22 protein-coding genes are annotated in these 18,756 nt (G+C 69.8%); 5 read left to right on the top strand and 17 right to left on the bottom strand.

Going from position 1 to position 18,756, the window contains the following annotated elements; genetic code table 11:
• Positions 1-4 precede the first annotated feature (4 nt).
• From ACSVDD_RS18780 to ACSVDD_RS18770, 3 genes are all read right to left on the bottom strand, one after another.
• Positions 5-1,873, bottom strand: a complete 1,869-nt coding sequence (locus tag ACSVDD_RS18780) for an AI-2E family transporter (protein ID WP_448190913.1) — start codon at positions 1,871-1,873, stop codon at positions 5-7.
• Positions 1,874-1,888: 15 nt separating this feature from the next.
• Positions 1,889-2,101 (bottom strand): hypothetical protein, encoded by a 213-nt coding sequence (locus ACSVDD_RS18775; protein WP_448190912.1) that lies wholly within the window; start codon positions 2,099-2,101, stop codon positions 1,889-1,891.
• 123 nt (positions 2,102-2,224) lie between these two features.
• The gene (locus tag ACSVDD_RS18770; RefSeq protein ID WP_448190911.1) at positions 2,225-2,503 is read right to left on the bottom strand and encodes a hypothetical protein; all 279 of its coding nucleotides are present in this window, start codon (positions 2,501-2,503) and stop codon (positions 2,225-2,227) included.
• Between the two features lie 411 nt (positions 2,504-2,914).
• Here ACSVDD_RS18770 and ACSVDD_RS18765 point away from each other — a divergent pair, with 411 nt between their 5' ends.
• From ACSVDD_RS18765 to infC, 5 genes are all read left to right on the top strand, one after another.
• The gene (locus ACSVDD_RS18765) at positions 2,915-3,976 is read left to right on the top strand and encodes a zinc-binding metallopeptidase family protein (protein ID WP_448190910.1); all 1,062 of its coding nucleotides are present in this window, start codon (positions 2,915-2,917) and stop codon (positions 3,974-3,976) included.
• Between the two features lie 146 nt (positions 3,977-4,122).
• Positions 4,123-4,794: a LuxR C-terminal-related transcriptional regulator gene (locus tag ACSVDD_RS18760; protein WP_448190909.1), complete on the top strand. Its 672-nt coding sequence runs from the start codon at positions 4,123-4,125 to the stop codon at positions 4,792-4,794.
• A gap of 281 nt (positions 4,795-5,075) precedes the next feature.
• Entirely contained in the window at positions 5,076-5,285 is a 210-nt protein-coding gene (locus tag ACSVDD_RS18755) for a cold-shock protein (RefSeq protein ID WP_109122963.1), read from the top strand.
• Positions 5,286-5,430: 145 nt separating this feature from the next.
• Positions 5,431-5,583 (top strand): hypothetical protein, encoded by a 153-nt coding sequence (locus ACSVDD_RS18750; RefSeq protein ID WP_448190908.1) that lies wholly within the window; start codon positions 5,431-5,433, stop codon positions 5,581-5,583.
• A gap of 78 nt (positions 5,584-5,661) precedes the next feature.
• On the top strand, positions 5,662-6,195 hold the full coding sequence (infC, locus tag ACSVDD_RS18745; protein WP_109122962.1) for a translation initiation factor IF-3: 534 nt from the start codon (positions 5,662-5,664) through the stop codon (positions 6,193-6,195).
• Positions 6,196-6,489: 294 nt separating this feature from the next.
• On the opposite strand, the gene ACSVDD_RS18740 is transcribed toward infC, so the two are convergent.
• Genes ACSVDD_RS18740 through ACSVDD_RS18675 form a run of 14 tightly spaced genes read right to left on the bottom strand, consistent with a single transcriptional unit; the run spans position 6,490 to position 18,651 of the window.
• Positions 6,490-7,488 (bottom strand): TrbI/VirB10 family protein, encoded by a 999-nt coding sequence (locus tag ACSVDD_RS18740; protein WP_448190907.1) that lies wholly within the window; start codon positions 7,486-7,488, stop codon positions 6,490-6,492.
• Entirely contained in the window at positions 7,485-8,438 is a 954-nt protein-coding gene (locus ACSVDD_RS18735; protein ID WP_448190906.1) for a TrbG/VirB9 family P-type conjugative transfer protein, read from the bottom strand. Before ACSVDD_RS18735 ends, ACSVDD_RS18740 begins: the two co-directional genes overlap by 4 nt.
• Entirely contained in the window at positions 8,435-9,205 is a 771-nt protein-coding gene (locus ACSVDD_RS18730) for a hypothetical protein (RefSeq protein ID WP_448190905.1), read from the bottom strand. The genes ACSVDD_RS18735 and ACSVDD_RS18730 overlap by 4 nt, the downstream gene beginning before the upstream one ends.
• Complete coding sequence (locus tag ACSVDD_RS18725; RefSeq protein ID WP_448190904.1) at positions 9,202-10,527, bottom strand: type IV secretion system protein; 1,326 nt, start codon at positions 10,525-10,527, stop codon at positions 9,202-9,204. Before ACSVDD_RS18725 ends, ACSVDD_RS18730 begins: the two co-directional genes overlap by 4 nt.
• A 5-nt stretch (positions 10,528-10,532) precedes the next feature.
• Entirely contained in the window at positions 10,533-10,709 is a 177-nt protein-coding gene (locus ACSVDD_RS18720) for a hypothetical protein (protein WP_448190903.1), read from the bottom strand.
• A 3-nt stretch (positions 10,710-10,712) separates the two neighbouring features.
• Positions 10,713-11,618 carry a hypothetical protein gene (locus ACSVDD_RS18715; protein ID WP_448190902.1) on the bottom strand — a complete coding sequence of 302 codons (906 nt, stop codon included), beginning with the start codon at positions 11,616-11,618 and terminating at the stop codon, positions 10,713-10,715.
• The gene (locus ACSVDD_RS18710) at positions 11,615-14,086 is read right to left on the bottom strand and encodes a conjugal transfer protein TrbE (RefSeq protein WP_448190901.1); all 2,472 of its coding nucleotides are present in this window, start codon (positions 14,084-14,086) and stop codon (positions 11,615-11,617) included. Before ACSVDD_RS18710 ends, ACSVDD_RS18715 begins: the two co-directional genes overlap by 4 nt.
• A gap of 3 nt (positions 14,087-14,089) precedes the next feature.
• Entirely contained in the window at positions 14,090-14,410 is a 321-nt protein-coding gene (locus ACSVDD_RS18705; RefSeq protein WP_448190900.1) for a hypothetical protein, read from the bottom strand.
• 2 nt (positions 14,411-14,412) lie between these two features.
• Positions 14,413-14,703 carry a hypothetical protein gene (locus tag ACSVDD_RS18700; protein ID WP_448190899.1) on the bottom strand — a complete coding sequence of 97 codons (291 nt, stop codon included), beginning with the start codon at positions 14,701-14,703 and terminating at the stop codon, positions 14,413-14,415.
• Entirely contained in the window at positions 14,687-15,724 is a 1,038-nt protein-coding gene (locus ACSVDD_RS18695; protein ID WP_448190898.1) for an ATPase, T2SS/T4P/T4SS family, read from the bottom strand. Before ACSVDD_RS18695 ends, ACSVDD_RS18700 begins: the two co-directional genes overlap by 17 nt.
• Positions 15,721-16,092 (bottom strand): hypothetical protein, encoded by a 372-nt coding sequence (locus ACSVDD_RS18690; protein ID WP_448190897.1) that lies wholly within the window; start codon positions 16,090-16,092, stop codon positions 15,721-15,723. Before ACSVDD_RS18690 ends, ACSVDD_RS18695 begins: the two co-directional genes overlap by 4 nt.
• Positions 16,089-17,555: a type IV secretory system conjugative DNA transfer family protein gene (locus ACSVDD_RS18685; RefSeq protein ID WP_448190896.1), complete on the bottom strand. Its 1,467-nt coding sequence runs from the start codon at positions 17,553-17,555 to the stop codon at positions 16,089-16,091. Before ACSVDD_RS18685 ends, ACSVDD_RS18690 begins: the two co-directional genes overlap by 4 nt.
• Positions 17,552-17,911 (bottom strand): hypothetical protein, encoded by a 360-nt coding sequence (locus ACSVDD_RS18680; protein ID WP_448190895.1) that lies wholly within the window; start codon positions 17,909-17,911, stop codon positions 17,552-17,554. Before ACSVDD_RS18680 ends, ACSVDD_RS18685 begins: the two co-directional genes overlap by 4 nt.
• Positions 17,908-18,651, bottom strand: a complete 744-nt coding sequence (locus ACSVDD_RS18675) for a hypothetical protein (RefSeq protein WP_448190894.1) — start codon at positions 18,649-18,651, stop codon at positions 17,908-17,910. Before ACSVDD_RS18675 ends, ACSVDD_RS18680 begins: the two co-directional genes overlap by 4 nt.
• Between the last annotated feature and the right edge of the window lie 105 nt (positions 18,652-18,756).

Here is an 18,756-nt window from a genome sequence, read left to right as displayed (position 1 = left end):
CGGCTCACGGGGCGGTCGCATGGCCGCTCCGTGGGCCGCCTTCGGTCGGGCGTGCCGGGAGCATGGCCTCCGCCTTGACCGCCCCGACGGCCTCGGCCAGCGTCGCCACGGTGATGAACGCCGCGCCGTCCGCCGCACCCGGAGCCATGTCGGCACCGGTCCCCAGGAGCACCACGACGACCCGCGTGCCGGCGCCGAAATGCCCCCGGACGCGACGGACAAGGCGCTGGCTCTGTGCCCGGCTGAGGGTCATCCCCACCAGACAAACGCCGCACACCTCCTCCCTCGGCAGACGGTCCATGCGGCTAACCAGGGGGCGCGTCTCGGCCATCATTCCCTCGAAGCGCAGCAGATGCGCCAGCACGGTGGCCGCGGCGGCGTCGATCTCGCTGAAGGCCGGCAGGCAGACGACGACGCCCTTGCGGCGCAGCAGGGACACCGCGCCATCCGACGGCGGGGCATCGCCGTCCGGTGGGCACGGCGCCTCGGGCAGATCGGTCAGCGCCTCGACGATCTCCCCCGTCGCCTCGGCGACGGAGATACGGGTTTCGCGCGGCATGCCGCCGGCCCGCCGATCCTCCTCGGCGAGGCGGAGCGCCGGCACGACCACCGTCTCATAGACGTGGAGCAGAGGCCGCCCTTCCGCCTCCGCCTCGCAGATGGCGACGGCCTCGACCGCGTCGCCGGCCAGCATGCGCTGGTAGAGCCGGGTTTCGGGTGGCAGCGCCGGGCGGTCGCCCAGGATCACCTCCATGAAGTGGAGTTGCGGCACGTGCCGGCCGAGCACCACCAGACAGACGGTGAGCGGCGTCGCCAGCAGCAGGCCCACCGGCCCCCAGATCATCGTCCAGAAGACCGCGGCGACCAGCACGGACAGCGGCGACAGCCCGGTGCTCGATCCGTAGAGCCAGGGCTCGACCACATTCCCCGCCGCCACCTCCAGCACGACGAAGACGGCCAGCGTCAGCAGCGGCATCGTCCAGCCGGGCGACACCGCCAGCGCCACCACGACGGGCAGGCTCGCGGCGACGAACGAGCCGATGAACGGGACGAACCGCATCAACCCGGCGATGATGCCCCACAGCAGGGGGTTGGGCAGCCCGACCACCCACAGGCAGAGTCCGATCACCGTCCCGAACGCACCGTTGAGGACGAACTGCGCCAGCAGGTAACGGCTCAGCCGGCTGACGCCATCGTCGATGGCGGTGGTCGTGCGCTGCAGGTCGGCCGATCCGGCCAGCCGGATCAGGCGGTTGCGCAGGTCTTCCCGCTGCAGGAGGATGAAGACCGTGAAGACGATGACGATGCCGGCCGACGCCAGCGGTCCCAGGATCGGACCGGCGTACTCGCCAATGATCCGGAGCGGCGAGGATGTCGCCTGAACCTCGACGGCGATGGGCCTTTGCGAGGCGCCGGTCGCGCCGGCGGACCCGTCCGGCGCCCTGGCGATGGCCTTCTCCAGATCGTTGCCCAGGGTCGTCATCCGCCGCAGCAGCCCGCCTTCGGGCGCGGCGTCGCGCACGCTGCCGATCTTGTCGAGCAGGTTCTGCTCGTACTCCGGGATCTTGCGGGCAAGGTCGACGACCTGCAGCGAAACGACGGCCGCGACGCCGCCAAGGGCGAGGAAGACCAGGAGCGTGACGGCGATGACGGCCGGGGTCTTCGGCACGTTCCAGCGCTGCAGCCGCTTGATGATCGGCGCCAGCGCGAAGCTGAAGAGGATGGCGAGTGCCAGCGGCTGGAACACCGCCCGGCCGAAATACAGCGCGACCATCGCCGCGGCCATGGCGATGATCAGCGTGATCACCGAGGTCGGCGGCACCGCGGAGGCGACTGCGGCACCATGGCGTTCATTGGTGACGATCGACGCCACGTCGTCAGGCCTCTCTCACCACTCCCTCCCGTCGAGCGGGGAGGCGCGTTCCTCGCGGCGTTGTTCGATGAGGCTTTGCAGACCACGGACAGCGGTCATCAACGCGTCGATCCGGCTGACAAGGGCCTTGTCACCGGATGAACCACGACGATTGGTATCCAGGCCATACTGCCGAACAAGGTCTGAAAGGCGTCCGGTCAACACCTCGACAGCGTCATGTGTAATCATTCTACGCCTCTCCTCTACTTGAATGGGGCGTTGCTTGCCGCCGCCATCGACGTGACCAAGCCGGCCGAGGCCGGGAAGCGTCGTCCGGCCTGTCGAATCCGGTCTGCAGGACCGGCGCGTTTTTCACACGCCGTGCTTGTGAGACACGACCGCGGCGGCAGTTCCCACGCGGTGGACGAGATCGTCGTGGGTGGCGATTTCGGCCCCGTCGGCCATCAGCAGCGAAAACTCCGTCGCTCCTGCCGCCGCCAGTGCGGAAACGCGGTGTTCGACCTCGATCATCCGGGCATGCCCCTCGTAGTGGCAGTCCCCATGCAGCACGTAGCACAAGCTGTAGAGTTCCACCGCCCTTGCCGCGTGATCGCCGCTTGGACCGAACGCCTTCAGTTTCAGCGTGGCCATGGCACATCCTCCATGCACAGTTGGACAAACCCGGTCTTATGACTGGGAGGCCCATCGAAATGAGACGGACAACGGCCCTGCCTAATAGATGAATTCGCGAAAGATGGTCCACGCGACCATCGCCACGATGATCGTGACGGGAACCACAAACATCGGGTCGGCGTGCCATTTCAGTGGGTTCGGGTTGTACGGTTTCACGGCTTTGCTCCACAGCGAGAAGACGCATGCAAAAAAGCGTTTCCGCATGTGCCATCGGAGCAATAAATATGGAAGGCGGCAGGCCTCTATTTAAGGCATGAAGACGGTTATTCCATGCGCATCGGTACATGGGCGCCGAAATTCCCGATGTCCGTGCTTGTTTTCTCGGACGAGCCGGAGCGCGCGGATGTGTGAAGGGGGCCGATCCCACCGATGAAAGTCTTCCACTGCCAGCACTGCGGCCAGATGGTGTATTTCGCGAACACTCGATGCGAACGCTGCGGACACCGTCTCGGCTACCTTCCCGACCGTATGGTCCTGAGCACCGTTATCCCGCTGGGCGGCGATCGCTGGAGTCCCCTGGCCGCTCCCGACCAGCCGTCGCGGTTTTGCGCCAACGCCGTCCATGACGTCTGCAACTGGCTGGTTCCGGCCGGGAGCCCCGACGCCTTCTGCCGGGCCTGTCGCCTCAACCGCACGATTCCCGACCTCGACCGCGGGGAGAACCGGGTGCGCTGGCAACGCCTCGAAACCGCCAAGCACCGTCTCGTCTATGGGCTGTTGAGGCTCGACCTGCCCCTGACGAATCGGTTCGACGATCCGCAAGCGGGGCTCGCCTTCGATTTCCTTGCCGCCCCGGAGGAGATGATCCGCGACCACGCGCAGATCGTCACGGGTCACGCGGCCGGCCTGATCACCATCGACATCGCCGAGGCCGACGATGCCGAGCGGGAGCGCCACCGGCAGGACATGGCGGAGTCATACCGCACGCTGCTCGGACACTTCCGCCACGAGGTCGGGCACTATTATTGGGAGCGGCTGGTCCAGGCCGGGCCGTGGATTCCGGCGTTCCGCGGCCTGTTCGGCGACGAACGCCGGGACTATCGGACAAGCCTGGACGCGCATTACGCACAAGGCCCCCCGACCGACTGGCGGCAGCGCTTCGTCAGCGCCTACGCCAGCACCCACCCCTGGGAGGACTTCGCCGAGACCTGGGCGCATTATCTGCACATCGTGGACACGTTGGAGACGGCATACGAGTTCGGCCTGCGCGTCCGGCCCCGGATGGGAACCGATCCGGCCCTGACCATGGACATCGATTTCGATCCCTGCCGCCAGCGGGACTTCGATCTCCTGATCCGGGCCTGGCTGCCGCTGACCTACGGGATCAACAGCCTGAACCACAGCATGGGCCTGCCCGACCTCTATCCATTCGTCCTGGCCCCGACGGTGATGGGAAAGCTGCGCTTCGTCCATGGCCTCGTCTTTTCCTGACGGTCCGTGGCGTCGCGGTCCCGGTTGGGGGCAGGCGCCGAAAAATCTCCCTATTTATGGTTAAATATTCCCTAACGAGCGTATCGCCGATCCACCTTCTTGAGAGTAGGATTCCCGCTTCATGTACGCCCTTGGAGTATCCGGCCATGCCGTCCGTTTCCGTAGCCTTGATCGACGCGAACAATCTGTTTCGCCAGGGGCTGAAGGCTTTGTTCGCGGAACAGGGCTTTCACATCACCAAGGAGGCCTCGTCCCTCACGGCGGCGCTCCAGGTTGTCCTGGAGGGCGAGGCACCGCAGGTCGTTCTGATCGATCCCGTCGGCATCGGCGACTGCGCGGACCTGGTCCGGTCGCTGAAGGCGGCGTGCCCCGATGCGCGCGTGGTGCCGCTCACCGGCAAGCTGGACGCGGGCATGATGACGAAGGCCATCGAGGCCGGCGCGGACGGCTTCCTGATGAAGGACATGTCGATGGAGGCGCTGGCGCAATCGCTGCGGCTCGCGATGATGGGCGAGACGGTCTTCCCGAGCCCCCTGGCCGCGCTGCTGATCAGCGGAAAGATGAACGGTGCCGCCGCCGATCTGCCGGTCCTGCACAAGGGCGTCTCGCAGCGCGAGGCGCAGATCCTGCGCTGTCTGCTGCACGGCAATTCCAACAAGGTGATCGCCAACCACCTCGGGATCACCGAGGCGACGGTGAAGGTCCACCTCAAGAGCCTGCTGCGCAAGATCGACGCGTCGAACCGCACGCAGGCCGCCATCTGGGGCCTCAACAATGGCTTCGCCGAGGGGGCGGGCGGCACTTCGCCGATGGTTTGACGCCGCCCGGCTGACCGGATGCCGGTGGCACCCGCACCGGATTTCCGCACAAACGTTCGGGACTTATGCAGGATCAGGAAACGGGATGTCATCGGATGGTGCACGATCCCACCCCCACGATTTCCGCTTGTATGGGGCGGTGCCAGTCCCGATGTGAGGGCGATCGAAGTTGCTCTGGGCTCTACGTGTTCCAGTCCCGATTCCGGTCTGGCTCCTTTCCCTCAGTGAATTTGATGCCCCTCTCATATCGGGCGGGGCAACGCCAGAAAGGGAACGGACCCATGGCCAACGGTACTGTGAAGTGGTTCAACGCGACCAAGGGCTTCGGCTTCATCCAGCCGGACGACGGCTCGGCCGACGTCTTCGTCCATATTTCCGCCGTCGAACGGGCCGGCATCGGCAATCTCAACGAGGGCCAGAAGCTCTCCTTCGAGACGGTGCGCGATCCCAAGCGGGGCAAGGTATCGGCCGAGAATTTGCGCGCGCTCTGAACGCCGTAAACCCGGTAGCTGGAAAGGGCGGCCTCGGCCGCCCTTTGCGTCTCCGATCCCGGCGTGTATCCACGCGCGCTTCCTCCATCCGAACCGGAACAACGCATCGGCCGTGCCACGCACGCGCCGGCAGGAAGGACTTGCAATGACGATCCTATCGTCCCCGATCAACGGTGCCCGCGTGGCGCCCCGCGAGCACACGGTTGCCGATGCGCGGCCTCCTCTGTCGCGAGCGCCGGAGTGGCCGCGTCTGACCCGGCGCGAGATGCGGCAGATCGTTCTCGACCTCCTGGGGTAAAAGGCCCCCGGCAACTTCCCGGGCCCGGCAACCGGTGCGGGGTCTGGGACATTCACACAACAAATCCAGGAGACTGACATAGCCAAGCTCTATGACGCGGATCCCGTCCGCGAAGGCCCCCGCCTGAACCGCGAAATCACCGCCCGCACGGTGCGCCTCGTTGGCGCCGACGGCGAGATGATCGGCATCGTGTCGCTGCGCGACGCCTTCGATGCCGCGGCGGACGCCGAACTCGACCTGGTCGAGATCGCGCCGCAAGCCGAACCCCCGGTCTGCAAGATCCTCGACTACGGCAAATTCCGGTTCGAGGAACAGAAGAAGGCCAATGAGGCGCGCAAGAAGCAGAAGGTCATCGAGCTGAAGGAGATCAAGCTCCGACCGAACATCGATGACAACGACTATGACGTAAAGATGCGTGCCGCCACCCGTTTTCTCAGTGAGGGCGACAAGGTCAAGCTGACCATGCGCTTCCGCGGGCGCGAGATGGCGCACCAGGATCTCGGCATGAACGTGCTGATCCGTGTGCGGGATCAGCTCCAGGACCTTGCCAAGGTGGAGCAGATGCCGCGGGTCGAGGGCCGTATGATGGTCATGGTGATCGCCCCACGGTGAGGTCTCGGGCAGGGGGCAAAGCGCCGTAATCAGATGTCAAGGTGTCCTCGGACCGGTGGTAAACCCTGCAACGGTGCATCGAAGGAGGCAGGTTTACCGCGTTGGCGGATGGACGTTGCTTGGCCACCGCCTGCAACGACACCGCAGCAAATACCGGCTGCGTTGGCCTCGATCAACGCGAAGGGGCAGGCCTTGTCCGATGGCTTTGAAGCCGTTGCTCCGCCGTAATCTGGATCATGTGCCCTCCCAGGCAGCAACGGGCCGGGCCGACGAAAGGCTTCGGCCGGGCCCGCTTCAACGGGCTCGCTCGAAACTGTCGGCGTTGAGCCCGCTGCGCAACAAAAGCATCACAGGTTCGCCGGCGTCCAGCGTGACCACCGGCGCCCGGTCGAGCAACTCCTTGGCGGCCTTGTCGAGGGGGCGGTCGATGCTGTGCCCGAGGATGCCGCCGATCAGGCTGCCACCGCCGGTCAGCGCCGCCGCCGCGACATCCACCGCCGTGCTGGCAGCGATCAGCAGCCCGGTCTGGACCCATGGCACCTGCACCGACCCGGCCAGCCCCGCCGCACCGGTGGCATCCGCTCCGACCGCTTTGAGGCGCACCGTGTCGTTGCGCGGCCAGGGTCGCGTGATCACCGGGTTGGTCACCTCGATGCGCTTCTGCCCCTTGGCGACGTTGGCGCCGATATCCAGCGTCACCACCGAGCCGGCGGGCACCGCCAAGCAGGAGAAGCCGGCGTCCCAGACGTCCTGCGTCACGCGCGCCGTGACGATCCCGCCGCGCTCGGTCACCACCCGGTTCACCGTCAGCAAGGGGATCGGCGTTCCCGGCGGCACGAGGCAGTCAGACCCGGCGGCGGCGAAGTCCGACGTTCCGGCCTGGGCCACGGTCACGGCACCCGTATCCTCCTTGCGGCTCCAGCCGCCGACGCCGGCCTCCATCGCCCTCTTGCGCAGGTCGTCCTCCTTCGGGACAGTCTTGGCCTGCGGCCGAGGCGGTGGAGGGGGCGGTTCCTTCCTTTCGATGCGGGGTGCCGGTGCCGGCGCTGGTTTGGGCGCCATGTCCTCGTAGCTGGGCAGCCGCGGTTCCGGCTGCGTCGGGCCGAGGGCGGCAGACAGTTTCGGCAGGCCCCCTGCCCCCTGGCTGCGGCCCAGCATGTAGGCGGCCAGGCCGAGCCCGATCACGACGGCCGCCACCAGCAGGATGCGGACGACGTGCGGACCGGAGGTCACCACCCGGTGGCGGGCCAGAGGATCGGGCGGCAGCGGCGGGGTGTCGTTGGCCGATGTCACGGGCGGGTCCTCCGGATGTGCACCTCCTGCGCGCCGATCGCCAGCAGCAGGTGGTCGTGGATGCCGGCGACGCGGTAGGTGGCGTTCATCCGGCCGTACTGGATGGGGATGCGTGTGCCGTCGGCGCCGATGCGCCAGAGGATCGGCGCCCCATAGGCGCCGAGCGCGCCAGGGGTAAAGTTGATGATCGTCACCTCGCCGTCGTCGCACACCGGCGGCTGGCCGTCGGGGGTCGGCACCGGCCGCCACTCCGGCGTGTCGCCGTCGAGCGTGTAGGTGCAGCGGCGGTCGCGGTAGGCCAATTCGGTGGTGCGGTCGCGCCGGTCGCCGGCGGCGCTGGGAAGGACGGCCTGACCGTTCAGGGTGGCGAGGTAGTCCTCGGGGTAGCGCCAGCGCACTTCGACGTGGTGGGTGCGCCTGTGGGTCTCGACGTTGAGGTCGTACTTGCGCTCGCTGGTGAAGAGGGAGATCTGCTGGTTGAGGCCGGCGCGGCGCGGCATGAAGGCGATGCACTCGGTGCGCTGCGGCCCCTTGCCGAAGCTGTAGGGGCTGTGGGGAATCCACACCTGGGCGCCGGGGGCGACAATGTCGCGCACCACCTCGCCGGGCTTCAGGCAGACCAGCGTCTGGTTCCCCTCGGCCATGTAGACGAGGTATTGCAGGTCGGGCTGGTACCAGTACTCGCAGCTCTTGCCCTTGAAGCAGGTCAGTGTCGGCAGGTCGAGGGCGGCCTCGTTGGCCTGTCCAACCCAACTGCGGGTCTGCGCCCTCGATGGCCGCGGCCCCGCCTTTTCCTTCGGCTCCCGCTCCATCGCCGTCGGCGGGATGTGCAGGTCGGCCAGGGTGTAGGGGCGCTGTGGAGTGGCGGGGCCGGCGGCCGGCACCGAGGACGGCTCGGTGGCGCAGGCGGCCAGCAGCGGCAGCGCCAGCAGGGAAACCGAGAGTCTCATGGCTGGGGCTCCATCGTTTCGGACGGGGGAATGGGGTGGGCTTTGACCGGCTCCTTCGTCTCGGCCTTCAGCGGCGTGCCGCTGGGCTCGGAGAAGCCGGAGATCGACACGCCGTCGAGCGCGCCCTCACGCGACGGGCCGTCCACGGTGACCACGGCGGCGCTCATCAGCATCTTCGCGCGCGGCTTGAAGTCCCGGTACACCGTCTCCGTCCACACCACGTAGAAGGCCGAGGTGCCGGTCTTCGGGTCGGCCTCGCGCTCTTGAACGCGGACGTCGGCAACGTCGCGGGTCCAGCCTTCGGCCGGGTCGAGGTCGGCCGCCAGCAGGGCGTCCCACTTGCGCTCGGCGCCGCCGGCCAGCCGGGCGCGGGCGGCGGCGCGGTCCTTGGCCAGCATCACCGGGTCGGTGCCGATCTGGCGCTGCCAGCGCACGAACCACTGGACGGCGTTGATCCGGGCGCCCTTGGACACGGTGATGGTGTTGTCCAGCAGCACGAGGCGCTGCTGGCCATCCATCGCCTGCTCGACGCGGTAGACCGGCTTGTACCGGGCGATCTCCACCAGCTGGGCGGCGATGCGCAGGTTGTCCCAGGTCATCAGCGAGCCCCAGGACAGGCCGAGCACGGCCAGGGCGAAGGTCCAGCGCTTCAGCCGCAGCGCCTTGGCCTCGCGGCTGGCGCGGTAGGTCATGGCGGCGAGGTATTTGGCGCTGTCGGGTACGGCCGCCGGCGGCGGATCGTAGACGTTGACGACGCGCTCCTTCATGACGGGTCGGTCTCCTTGTCGTCGGCGCGGCGATCCATTCCGGGCGTCTTGCCCGGCGGGTCCTGCGGCCGTTCGGTGGCGTTGGAAGCGGAGCGGCGCAGCCACGACTCTTCGCCGCCCCAGCGTTCGATGAGCCGGCTGGCCTGCCCACGGGTGAGATTGGGATCGACGGTGCGGCCAGCGGCGAGGCGGTCGAGTTCGCCGCGCTGGGCGTCGGTCATCGGCTTCTCCCAGCCGCTGCCGCGCGGAGCCGAGGCCCAGGAACCGCCGAAGCGGCCGGCCGGGTAGCGGCGCCCGGCCGAGGCGCTGGCGGAACTACCGCCGGTCCCGCCACCAGCGCCGCCCCCGGTCCCGCCGATGCTGCCGACGGACGCGGTTGCACCCGTCGTGACATGACGCAGGCCGCTCCACACCGTCGAGGCGCCGACGGCGAGGCTGCCGGACGCCCCGGTGGTGGCGGCCGCAGCACCAGCCATGGTGCGCATGCCGAGCCAGCCGGCGGTCCACAGGGCGGCCAGCGCCGTCATACCGTCCATCACCGGACCGCCATTGACCAGGCCGGCGGCGGCGCGCGGCGCCTTGATCGCCAGCACGAAGATGGCCGCGGCCAGCACCGCCACCCCGAACGCCTGGGCCAGCGTCGGCGTGCCGGCGAAGGTCAGCGCCAGCAGCGTCGCGCTGCACATCGCGATGACGCAGCCGAGCACCAGCAGCTTCAGCGCGGTGGCGGCGATGTAGCCGATGGCGCGCTCGGCCACGAAGCTGGTGGGGCCGAGCACGGCGAAGGGAATGGCAAGGTAGGCGGCCAGCGACAGCAGCCGGTATTCCAGGAAGGCGAGAAACACCTGGATGGCCAGGATGCAGAAACTGACGATCACCACCAATGCGGCCAGCAGGAAGATGACGATCTCGACGAAGTTCAGGAAGAAATCGACCGGTCCGAGCATCTCCTTGACGCGCTGCATCAGCGGGATCACCGCCTGGATGCCGAGGTGGGCGATGTAGCCGGGGTCGTCGAGGGCGAAGCCGCCGCCCGGCACGAGGTTGAGCCCCTGCTGGGCGGCGGCCTGCATCAGCGCCGCCGAGCCGGCGGGGAACCACTCGACCAGGGCGCCGATGGCGGCGAACTTCAGCAGCATGCGCAGGAAGGGGCCGTGCACCGCCGCCTTGCCCTCGAACAGCCAGAGCAGCAGCGCCAGCGTGTAGGAGAGCATCATCAGCAGGCGCAGCGCCGTCCGCACGTCCGGCCCGAGAAGGCCGAGGCCGGTGACGACGGCGGCGGTGAGCTGGTGCAGGACGACCGACAGGGCGCTGACGTCCATGACGGTCACCTTTCCGGTGCGGTGTAGATGCCGATGCCCTTCCAAGCCGGGTTGCTGCGCTCCAACCGCTCCAGGGCGGACGCCCCGTGGTCGGAGCGGACGTACAGCACCAGGGCCACGGCGCCGATGATGCTGACGAACAGCATCGCGCCGAGGGCGAGGAGAATGTGCCGGAGTCCCATGACTCAGCTCCCGGGCGCGCCGTAGGTGTCGAGGCCCTGCCAGTTGATGCGCGTGTGCTGGCGGGCGCGTTCGACGGCGGCCTGCTCATAGTCGAGCTGGGCTTCCGCCGCCCGGTGGTGGGCCGCCTGCATCATCAGGAGCTGGCCGGCGACCTCGGCGTTCAGCAGCGTGGCCTGGGTGCCGGCGTCGATGGCGCAGGTCTGGCCGTCGCAGTCCTTCAGCGCCGCCATCAGCGCCCGGGCGCGGGCCGGGTAATCCTCGATCCCGGTCATGACGTCGGCCGAGACCAGCTTGCTGGCCCGGCTGGCGTCGCGCGCCAGCCGCGCCTGCTCGGCCTGGTGCTCCGCCAGGGCCGCGGCGCTCATCCCCTCGGGCAAGGCGTCGGGGTAGAGGTCGGCGAACTGCTGGCCAACCCCGTCCAGGCTCCACAGCACCCGGTCCACCAGACCGGCCGCGCGGCGGGCGTCGCCGAGCCGGACGGCCACTTCGACGCGGGTGTCGAGGTCGGCGAGGCGGCGCATGCGGATCATGTTGTCGATCTGGGTGAGCATGTGCGCGGTCTGGGCGATGATCTCGACTTCCTGGCGCTGCACCATCTCCTCGACGATGCGCGGCCGGCTCTCCACGATCGGGCAACCGGGCGCCTGGGAGCCGCCGCTCCCCGTCATGCCGGATGCGGCCCCCATGACGGCTCCGGCGGCTCCGCCGGTGACGTAGCCGGCGACGACCGAAAGCGCGGTGCCGAACAGCCCGTCGCCCTCCTCGGAAAAGCAGCCTCCTCCGCCGCCACCGCCGAAGAAGCTGTTGAGCAGCCCGCCCAGAAAGGCATGGGCCGGAGGCGGGCCGGCGGTCAGGCCGACCGTGAGAGCGACCGCCGCGGTCGCGGCGCGCAGGGTGCTGGTCCTCATGGGGTGTCTCCTTCATGGGGTGTCTCCAGGGTGTCGGCGGCCTCGGCCAGGCCGTGACGGCGCAGCCATGCCGCGGCGAAGCGCTGCGGCCCGGCCTCGGTCCTCAGTTCGAAGGCGCGGCGCTTGTGGGCGGCCCCGCCGCAGCCGCAGACCGCCAGGGCGGCGGGGTCGAGGGTGAGCTGGCCGAGCCGGCTGCCCTCGGGGGTCTTGAAGAAGACGTCGCGGCGCGGCATGGCGCGGGCGACCTGTGCGGCCTGGGTGGCGTTCAGCCCCCAGTCGCGCAGAATGCTCCGCTTGGCGGCGTTGGGGTCGGCGAGCAGCACCAGGACCTGGATGGTCTTCAGCATCGCTGCGATGGCCGAACCCTCGATGTCGTCGAGCTGGTGGGTGGCCAGCACCAGGGCGACGTTCTTCTTCGGCCCGCGCCGGCGCAGTTCGTCCAGCTCGGCCGGCTGGTGCTTCAGCGCCTTGAACGCCTCGTCCACCAGGAACAGCGTCGGCCGGCCGTCCTCGAACAGCCGGTAGAAGCGGCGGAACAGCGCCTTGATCACCGGGGCGGCACCGGGGCCGCGGTCGATCATCGCGCCGATGTCCACCGTGGTCCAGGCGGAGCCGAGGAAACGATCCTCCGCCGCATCGACGAGGTCGCCGTAGGGACCGCCGCGGCAGTAGGGTTCCAGCGCGATGCGGACGATGTTGTCCTGCACCAGATGGGCGAGGTGCGACAGCGTGCGTTCGGACGGCGGCGAGACGGCCAGCAGGTGCAGGGCGGCGTCCACCGCGTCGCCGGCCTCGGCCGCCGACAGGTTGCCCGGCGCCAGCACGCCCTGGAGGCGCAGCAGGTCCATGACGAAGCCGTGGCCCCAGGCGAAGCCGTTGGGGGTGTCCACGTCGGCCAGCGGCTGCAAGGCGAGGTCGCCGAGCGCCCCGTCGCCGGAGCCCATGGAGAGGAACTCGCCGCTGGCCGCCCAGGTGGCGACGAGGCTGGTGCTCTCCGTGGCGTCGACGTCGATCCACACGACGCGGGCACTGGGCACGCGGGCGAGGAACTGGTGCCCCATGAAAGCGAGCACGGTGGACTTGCCGGTGCGCGGCGGGCCGATCACCAGCGCCGCCCCGTCCTGGCCCTGGTGGATGTCGAGCATCAGCGGCGTGCCTCCCTCGGCCTCCAACTGCATGAGGGGATCGCATTTGAGGTGCGGGTTGCGCTCCGGCCCGCCCCAGGCCGACGACAGGATCAGGAAGTCGGCGAGCTGGACCTGGGTCAGCGGCACCTTGCGCGGGTTGGGCCGCACATGGCCGGGCAGCGTGCCGTACCACGCCCGCTCGGCCCCCCAGGTCTCCTCGATCACGGTGAAGCCCAGCGTGCGCAGCGCCTTGACCAGCTCGTCGCGGCGTTCCTCCACCTCCTCGATCGAACGGCCCCACAGCACGGCGGTGGGAGTCATCCAGCCCGAACTGGTGCCGGCCTGCTCGGCCTCCAGGCGTGCCGCCTCGGCCTCCAGCGCCTCCATGACGCCGACCGGATCGTGGCGCAGGTCGGCGTAACCACCGACGGCGCGCAGCAGAACGGAGCGCCAGTCGTAGGAGGTGTCGTCGTGCTTGCGCCACAGCGCGGCGAAGACGCCGCGCGCCTGCACGTGGTCCATGGCCTCGAAGCGCACCGACCAGCGGAACTCGAACGGCAGCGTGTCCAGCACGTTGAGCAGACCGGGATGGCTGACCTTGGGATAGCCGCCGATGCCGATCATGCGGACCGGCCATTCGGCCCCGCCGTTGCTCCAGGCCGGGAAGGAGCCGGGCTTGAAGCCGACGTCCACGAGGTTGGCCTTGATCGGAAAGCCGGGGATGTCGGGGGCAGTGACGTGGCGCTGGTACAGGGGCGAGACGCAGTTGTGCAACAGGGTCTGCACGCCATCATCGTCGAGCATGCGCGCCCACCCCACCGCCCGGCCGAGCAGGGAGGCGAACTGGAGCACCAATTGACGGAACGGCTCGACATGGTCGCGCATGACATCCGGCCGGGCACGCTCGGGCGGGTTGCGGGTGAACCAGGACGCCACCGTGCGCGTGGCCGGCCGCGACGGCGTGTAGGTGATCGCCACGAAGGTGCGCGTCCGGAGCTGCTGGCCGGCGTCGTCGAGGCGGTCGCGCCGTTCCCGGTCGATCAGCTCGGAGACCGGGTGCGCACCCGTGCTGCGGGGATAGCCGGCAACGGAACGGCGCTGCATCTCGAAATGGAAGGTCCAGCCGCCGGTGAAGGGGAACAGCACGTTGCCGGCGGCGAGCGCCGTCTGCATCCGCTCGGCCGGGTCCTGGCCGTCCTGGTCGCGCCCGCCGTACTCGACCACGGCCATCAGCGCGCCGTCCTCCTCCAGCAGCACCACGCCGGGCCAGACGAAGCAATCCCAGGGCAGATGCCGGGACAGGGAATCGAAGCCGTCGTCGAAGGCGGTCAGGTCGAGCATGCCTCACCTCGGGGCGCGGTAGGATGAGAGGGACAGCGACCGGCCGCGGGTGCGCAGCGCCCGCAGCAGCCAGGCCGAGGCGTTCTGGCGGACGATCTCCAGCCACCAGGGATCGCGGCGCGTCAGGTACCGCGCCGTCAGGAAGACCAGCAGGAACCCCGCCACCGCCTGGGGGATGGCGCCCAGCGCCAGCCACAGCTCCGCGGCCAGCCAGACGGCGATGGCCAGCAGCTCCATCGGCACGCCAAGCGGCATCTTGGTCGGCCGCACTGAGGTGCGGCGCACCGGCTTCTCCCATCCCTCGGGCAGCGGCGGGGCCTGCATGGTCACACCCCAGCCAGCGCGACGATGGCGTCGCGCGCCCCGTAGGCGGCGGCGCCGGCCACGGTGAAGACGAACACAACCACGCCGGCGATGCGGGAGAACATCGCCGCGACCAGCGCCAGCAGCAGACCGGCGGTGACGGCGATCGGCACGAAGTTGGCGTCGAACACCGCCTGCCAGGACAGCAGCTCGGCGCCGAGGTTGGCGATCACCTGGGCGTGCGCCGGCCGCGCCGTCCACGCCAGCACCAGCGCCAGGGCCAGCCCCCGGCGTGCGTTACCGTTGCGTCGCATCGTCACCTCCACCGTCAAGCTCCCCCGCCCCCAGCGGGCGAAGGACGAAGCCGCGGTCCGGGTCGAAGCGCTCGACCCGGACGATCTCGTTGATGAAGCGCTTGCCCGTGCCGTCGCGGGCGAGGTGCACCACCGCGTGCACGGCCTTGGCGATCCAGCGCATCTGCAGGGCGTCCATGGCGATGCCGCCGAGGCCCACCATCTGGGCGATGCGGTCGAGCGCGTCCCAGGCCGAGCCGGCGTGCACGGTGCACAGCCCCGGATGCCCGGTGGTCCAGCCGACCACCATCTGCCGCGCCTCGGCCCGGCGCACCTCGCCCAGCACCAGATGCGTCATCGGCACGCGGAGCGCGTTGGCGACCAGCGTCTCCAGGGTCACCGGCGGGTCGGCCCAGGGGTCGGCGACCATGGCGTAGGCGTGCGGGCACGGCGGCTCGAACTCGTAGGGGTCCTGCAACACCGCCGGCAGCCCGGTGCGGAAGGCGGGCTCCTCCAGGCAAGCGCGCAGCAGCGTGGTCTTGCCGGTGTCCACGTCGCCGGCGATCACCACCGTGCGGCGCCCGTCGATCAGGCGGCGGATCAGACGCGCCTGGAGTGTTGTCGCGGCGCCGGACAGCACCCAGTCGTCGAGCGTGATGCGGCCGCGGTAGGGCTTGCGGATCGAGCAGGCCGGGCCGGTGGTCACCGGCTCGATGTCGGCGTGGATGCGCTCGCCGGTCTCCGGCAGGGTGACGTCGAGGGTCGGCCGGTCGCGGCGCAGCTCCTTGCGCTGGAAGCCGGCGACGTAGGCGAGGAAACGACGGACCTGATCGGGATCGGCGTCGCGCACGAACTCCGGCGACGGGCCGTTCTTGACCAGCACCCGACAGGTGCCCTGCCCGCGCAGCGGCGGCAGCACCAGGACGTTGGCGACGTCCTCGCGGGACAGCAGGTCGCCGAACAGCCCGTCCATCAGCCGGCGCAGGGCCAGCAGCAGCATCTCGCGGCGCGCCGGCTCGTCGATCACCACCAGCCCATTCATGCCCCGGCCTCCTTCGGGTGGAAGCCGTCGCGCACGCTGGGCACCGTGCGGCGGGGATGGCCGAGCTGTTCCAGGATCGCCGCCTTGGTCGCGGCCACGTCCGCCGGGTCGAGGTCGTGCACGAGGTTGAGCACGGCGACCACGGTGATCAGCAGGTCGTCGATGCGGGCGACGGTGGCCTCCAGCCGCTCGGTCTTGGCCCGCTCGTTGGCGATGGCATCGAGCCCCTTGTCGAGCACGTGGATCACCGCGTCGCTCAGCGTGCGCAGCCCCTGGCGGGTCTGCACCAGGGCGATCTGGTCGGCCAGCAGCACCGGCACGCGGGCGGACACCGGGCGGGTGGCGGTGGTGTCGGGGGTGTCCGTCATGTCCAGAGCCTCGGGGGTTTGGGACGCCGGGGCGCCGCGGGCGCATCGCCCTCGGGGGCCGGGTCGGCGGTGCCGAACCAGCGGTTGGCGTCCGGATTGGGCGTCCAGGCCGCCGCGGCGCGGCCGTAGAGCGGGCGCCAGCGCGGATCGGCGTAGGGGTGCAGGCGGACGGCGCGGATGGGCTTGCCGTAGCCGAAGACGATCAGGTCGTCCCCGCCCATCTCCAGCGCCTCGTGCATCGGCATCACCGGCCGGCGGTCCACCCGCACGCCACGGCTGACGGTGGGGAAGAGGTCGAGCAGCCCTTTGGAGGTCGAGCGGGTCGGCACCTCCTCGATGGCCTCGCCGACCATGCGGCTGACCCGCTCGGCCTCGTCCGAGGAGTTGGGACGGAAGACCACCAGCCGGCAATTGGCGGTGAGGCCGCGGCCGTACTCCTCCTCGACCTCCCACAGGCTCTGCGCCAGCAGCAGCAGGCGGATGCCGTACTCGCGGACGTACTTGATCCACTCCGCCGCCTCGCGCAGGTGGAACTGGAGGAACTCGTCGAGCACGACCAGCAGCCGCCAGCGCCGCGCCCGGCCGTCGTCGGCGCGATCGCGGTCGATGGTGAGGAAGTCCACCATCTGCGTTAGGATCAGCTTGAACACCCGGCGCAGGCGGCGGGCGTCGAGCGGGCGGGCGACGATGTAGAGGGTGACCGGCCGTTCGCCGGCCACGAGGTCGGCAATCGAGAAGTCGCTGGCGGCGGTCTGCGCCTCCAGGACGGAGTCCTCGAACTCGGCGAGCAGCACCGAGGCGGTGACGTAGACCGACTTGCGGTAGTGCAGGCTCTTGTCGGGGGGAGCGGAGCCGCCACCCGGCCGCCCCTTTCCCTCGCCCTCGCCGTTGCCGCGCTCCTCGGCCAGCGCCAGGCTCTTGTCCCACAGCTCCTGGGCGGCGCGCTGGGCGGTCGGGTGGACACCCTCGGCCAGCATCAGCGTCAGCCCATCGTCGCCAAGCAGGATGTGCCGGCGCGCACCGGCCAGCGACTTCTCGGAATCCGTCGCCGCGGTCAGCAGGTAGACGAAGACGCCGGTCAGATAGGAGAAGGCGGCGTTGCGCCAGTGCCCCTCCTGCTCGCCCTCGGTGAGGACGCGGGCGGCGTGCTGGCAGTCGGGGACGAGGTACGGCTCCGGCCGCACCGCCATCAGCGGGTTGTAGCGGGAGCCGCCCGGCCGGGCGAGGTCGAGCACGATGACGTCGCCGAAGCGGGTGCGGGCGCGGCTGGTGTCCTCGGTGACCGAGCCCTTGAAGTCCCAGACCACCGCGCTCTCGTCCCAGGCCGCCAGCAGCGTCGGGTGCACGGCCGTGGTGGTCTTGCCCGAGCCGGTCGGGCCGATGACGAGGACCGGCTGCATGGTGCGCTCGTGCAGCAGGTCGCGGCCGTAGGCGCCGAGGATGATGGAGGAGCGGTCGGTCATCGCCGTCCCCCTCCCAGCAGGCCGCTGCGGCGCACGGCGGCGCGGTCGGCCCAGCGGCCAGTGCCGAAGCCCGGCCGACGGGTGCCCCGCAGGTCGAGGACGACCCGGATACCCAGCGCCAGCGCGCAGAGGCCCGACATCACCGTAGCACCATCGACGATCCAGCGGTGGCCGGGGGCCAGCAGCCCGCGCCAGCCGAGAAACTGGCCGGGTCCGTACAGGGCGATGAGGCCGACGCGCCACCCGCCGAAGACGGCCGGCCAGGCGAACAGCCAGCCGGTCAGCTCGGTGATGGCGAAGACGGCGGTAAGCCAGACCAGCAGCAGGATTGCGCCGCGGCGGATGGAAGCGGTCACAGCTCGCGCCCTCCCAGATCGTGGAGGTCGTCGCGCCCGGCCTCGCGGCCGCGCAGCTGCTCGCGCAGGCGCTGCATCTCGACGAGCTGGCGCTCGAAATCGCGGCGCTCACGCTCGGTCATGTAGCCGAGGCGGTCGGTGGTCACCTCGACGGCGTCATGACGCAGCCAGCGCGAGACGACGTCCGGGTCGAGGTGGAGGTCGCGGTCGTTCTGGACGCCGCGCACCATGATGTGCAGGTGCTGGTTGCCTTGCGCGTGGGCCATGTCGGGCTTGCGCTCGACCGAGGCCACCCACTCCAGCGGGCCGACCCGGCGCTCCCAGGCGGCGACGACGTCGCGGCCGTAGGACACCATGTCGTCGATGCGGTGCCCGTCGTTCGGGCTGACGATGAGGTGGAACACCCGGCGGTCGGCCGACCAGGCGTCCACGATCCCGGCGGTGTCGATGCCCAGCCGCTCGCGGTCGAACAGCGGCCCCTCCTTGGCGAGGTAGTTGGCCAGCGCCGAGACGGTGTTCGGGTAGGCCCCGCGGGCGCGGTCGTGGTAGAGCACCTTGACCATCACCGGGCGGGCGTGGGGGCCGGCCTGCGGCGGCGCGCCCTTGACGCGGACCTTCTGCATCGGCCGACGGGTGTAGGCGCGGGCGAGGCGGCGGCCGCGGTCGGCCAGCGCCTTCATCCGCGCCTTGAAGCCGTCGTCGTCGAGGATGCCGCCGAACAGGCCGAACCGCTTTCCCATGCTCCACCCCACAGATCACCGGACGCAAGTCCGGCATGATCATCGTTGAGCCGCGCGCCGCTCTTTCTCAACGTCTCGGATGAGTTAAGAGGATTAGCGCGTTGA

This window comes from Azospirillum terrae (assembly GCF_053470425.1).
This window is presented reverse-complemented; position numbering and strand designations above follow the sequence as displayed.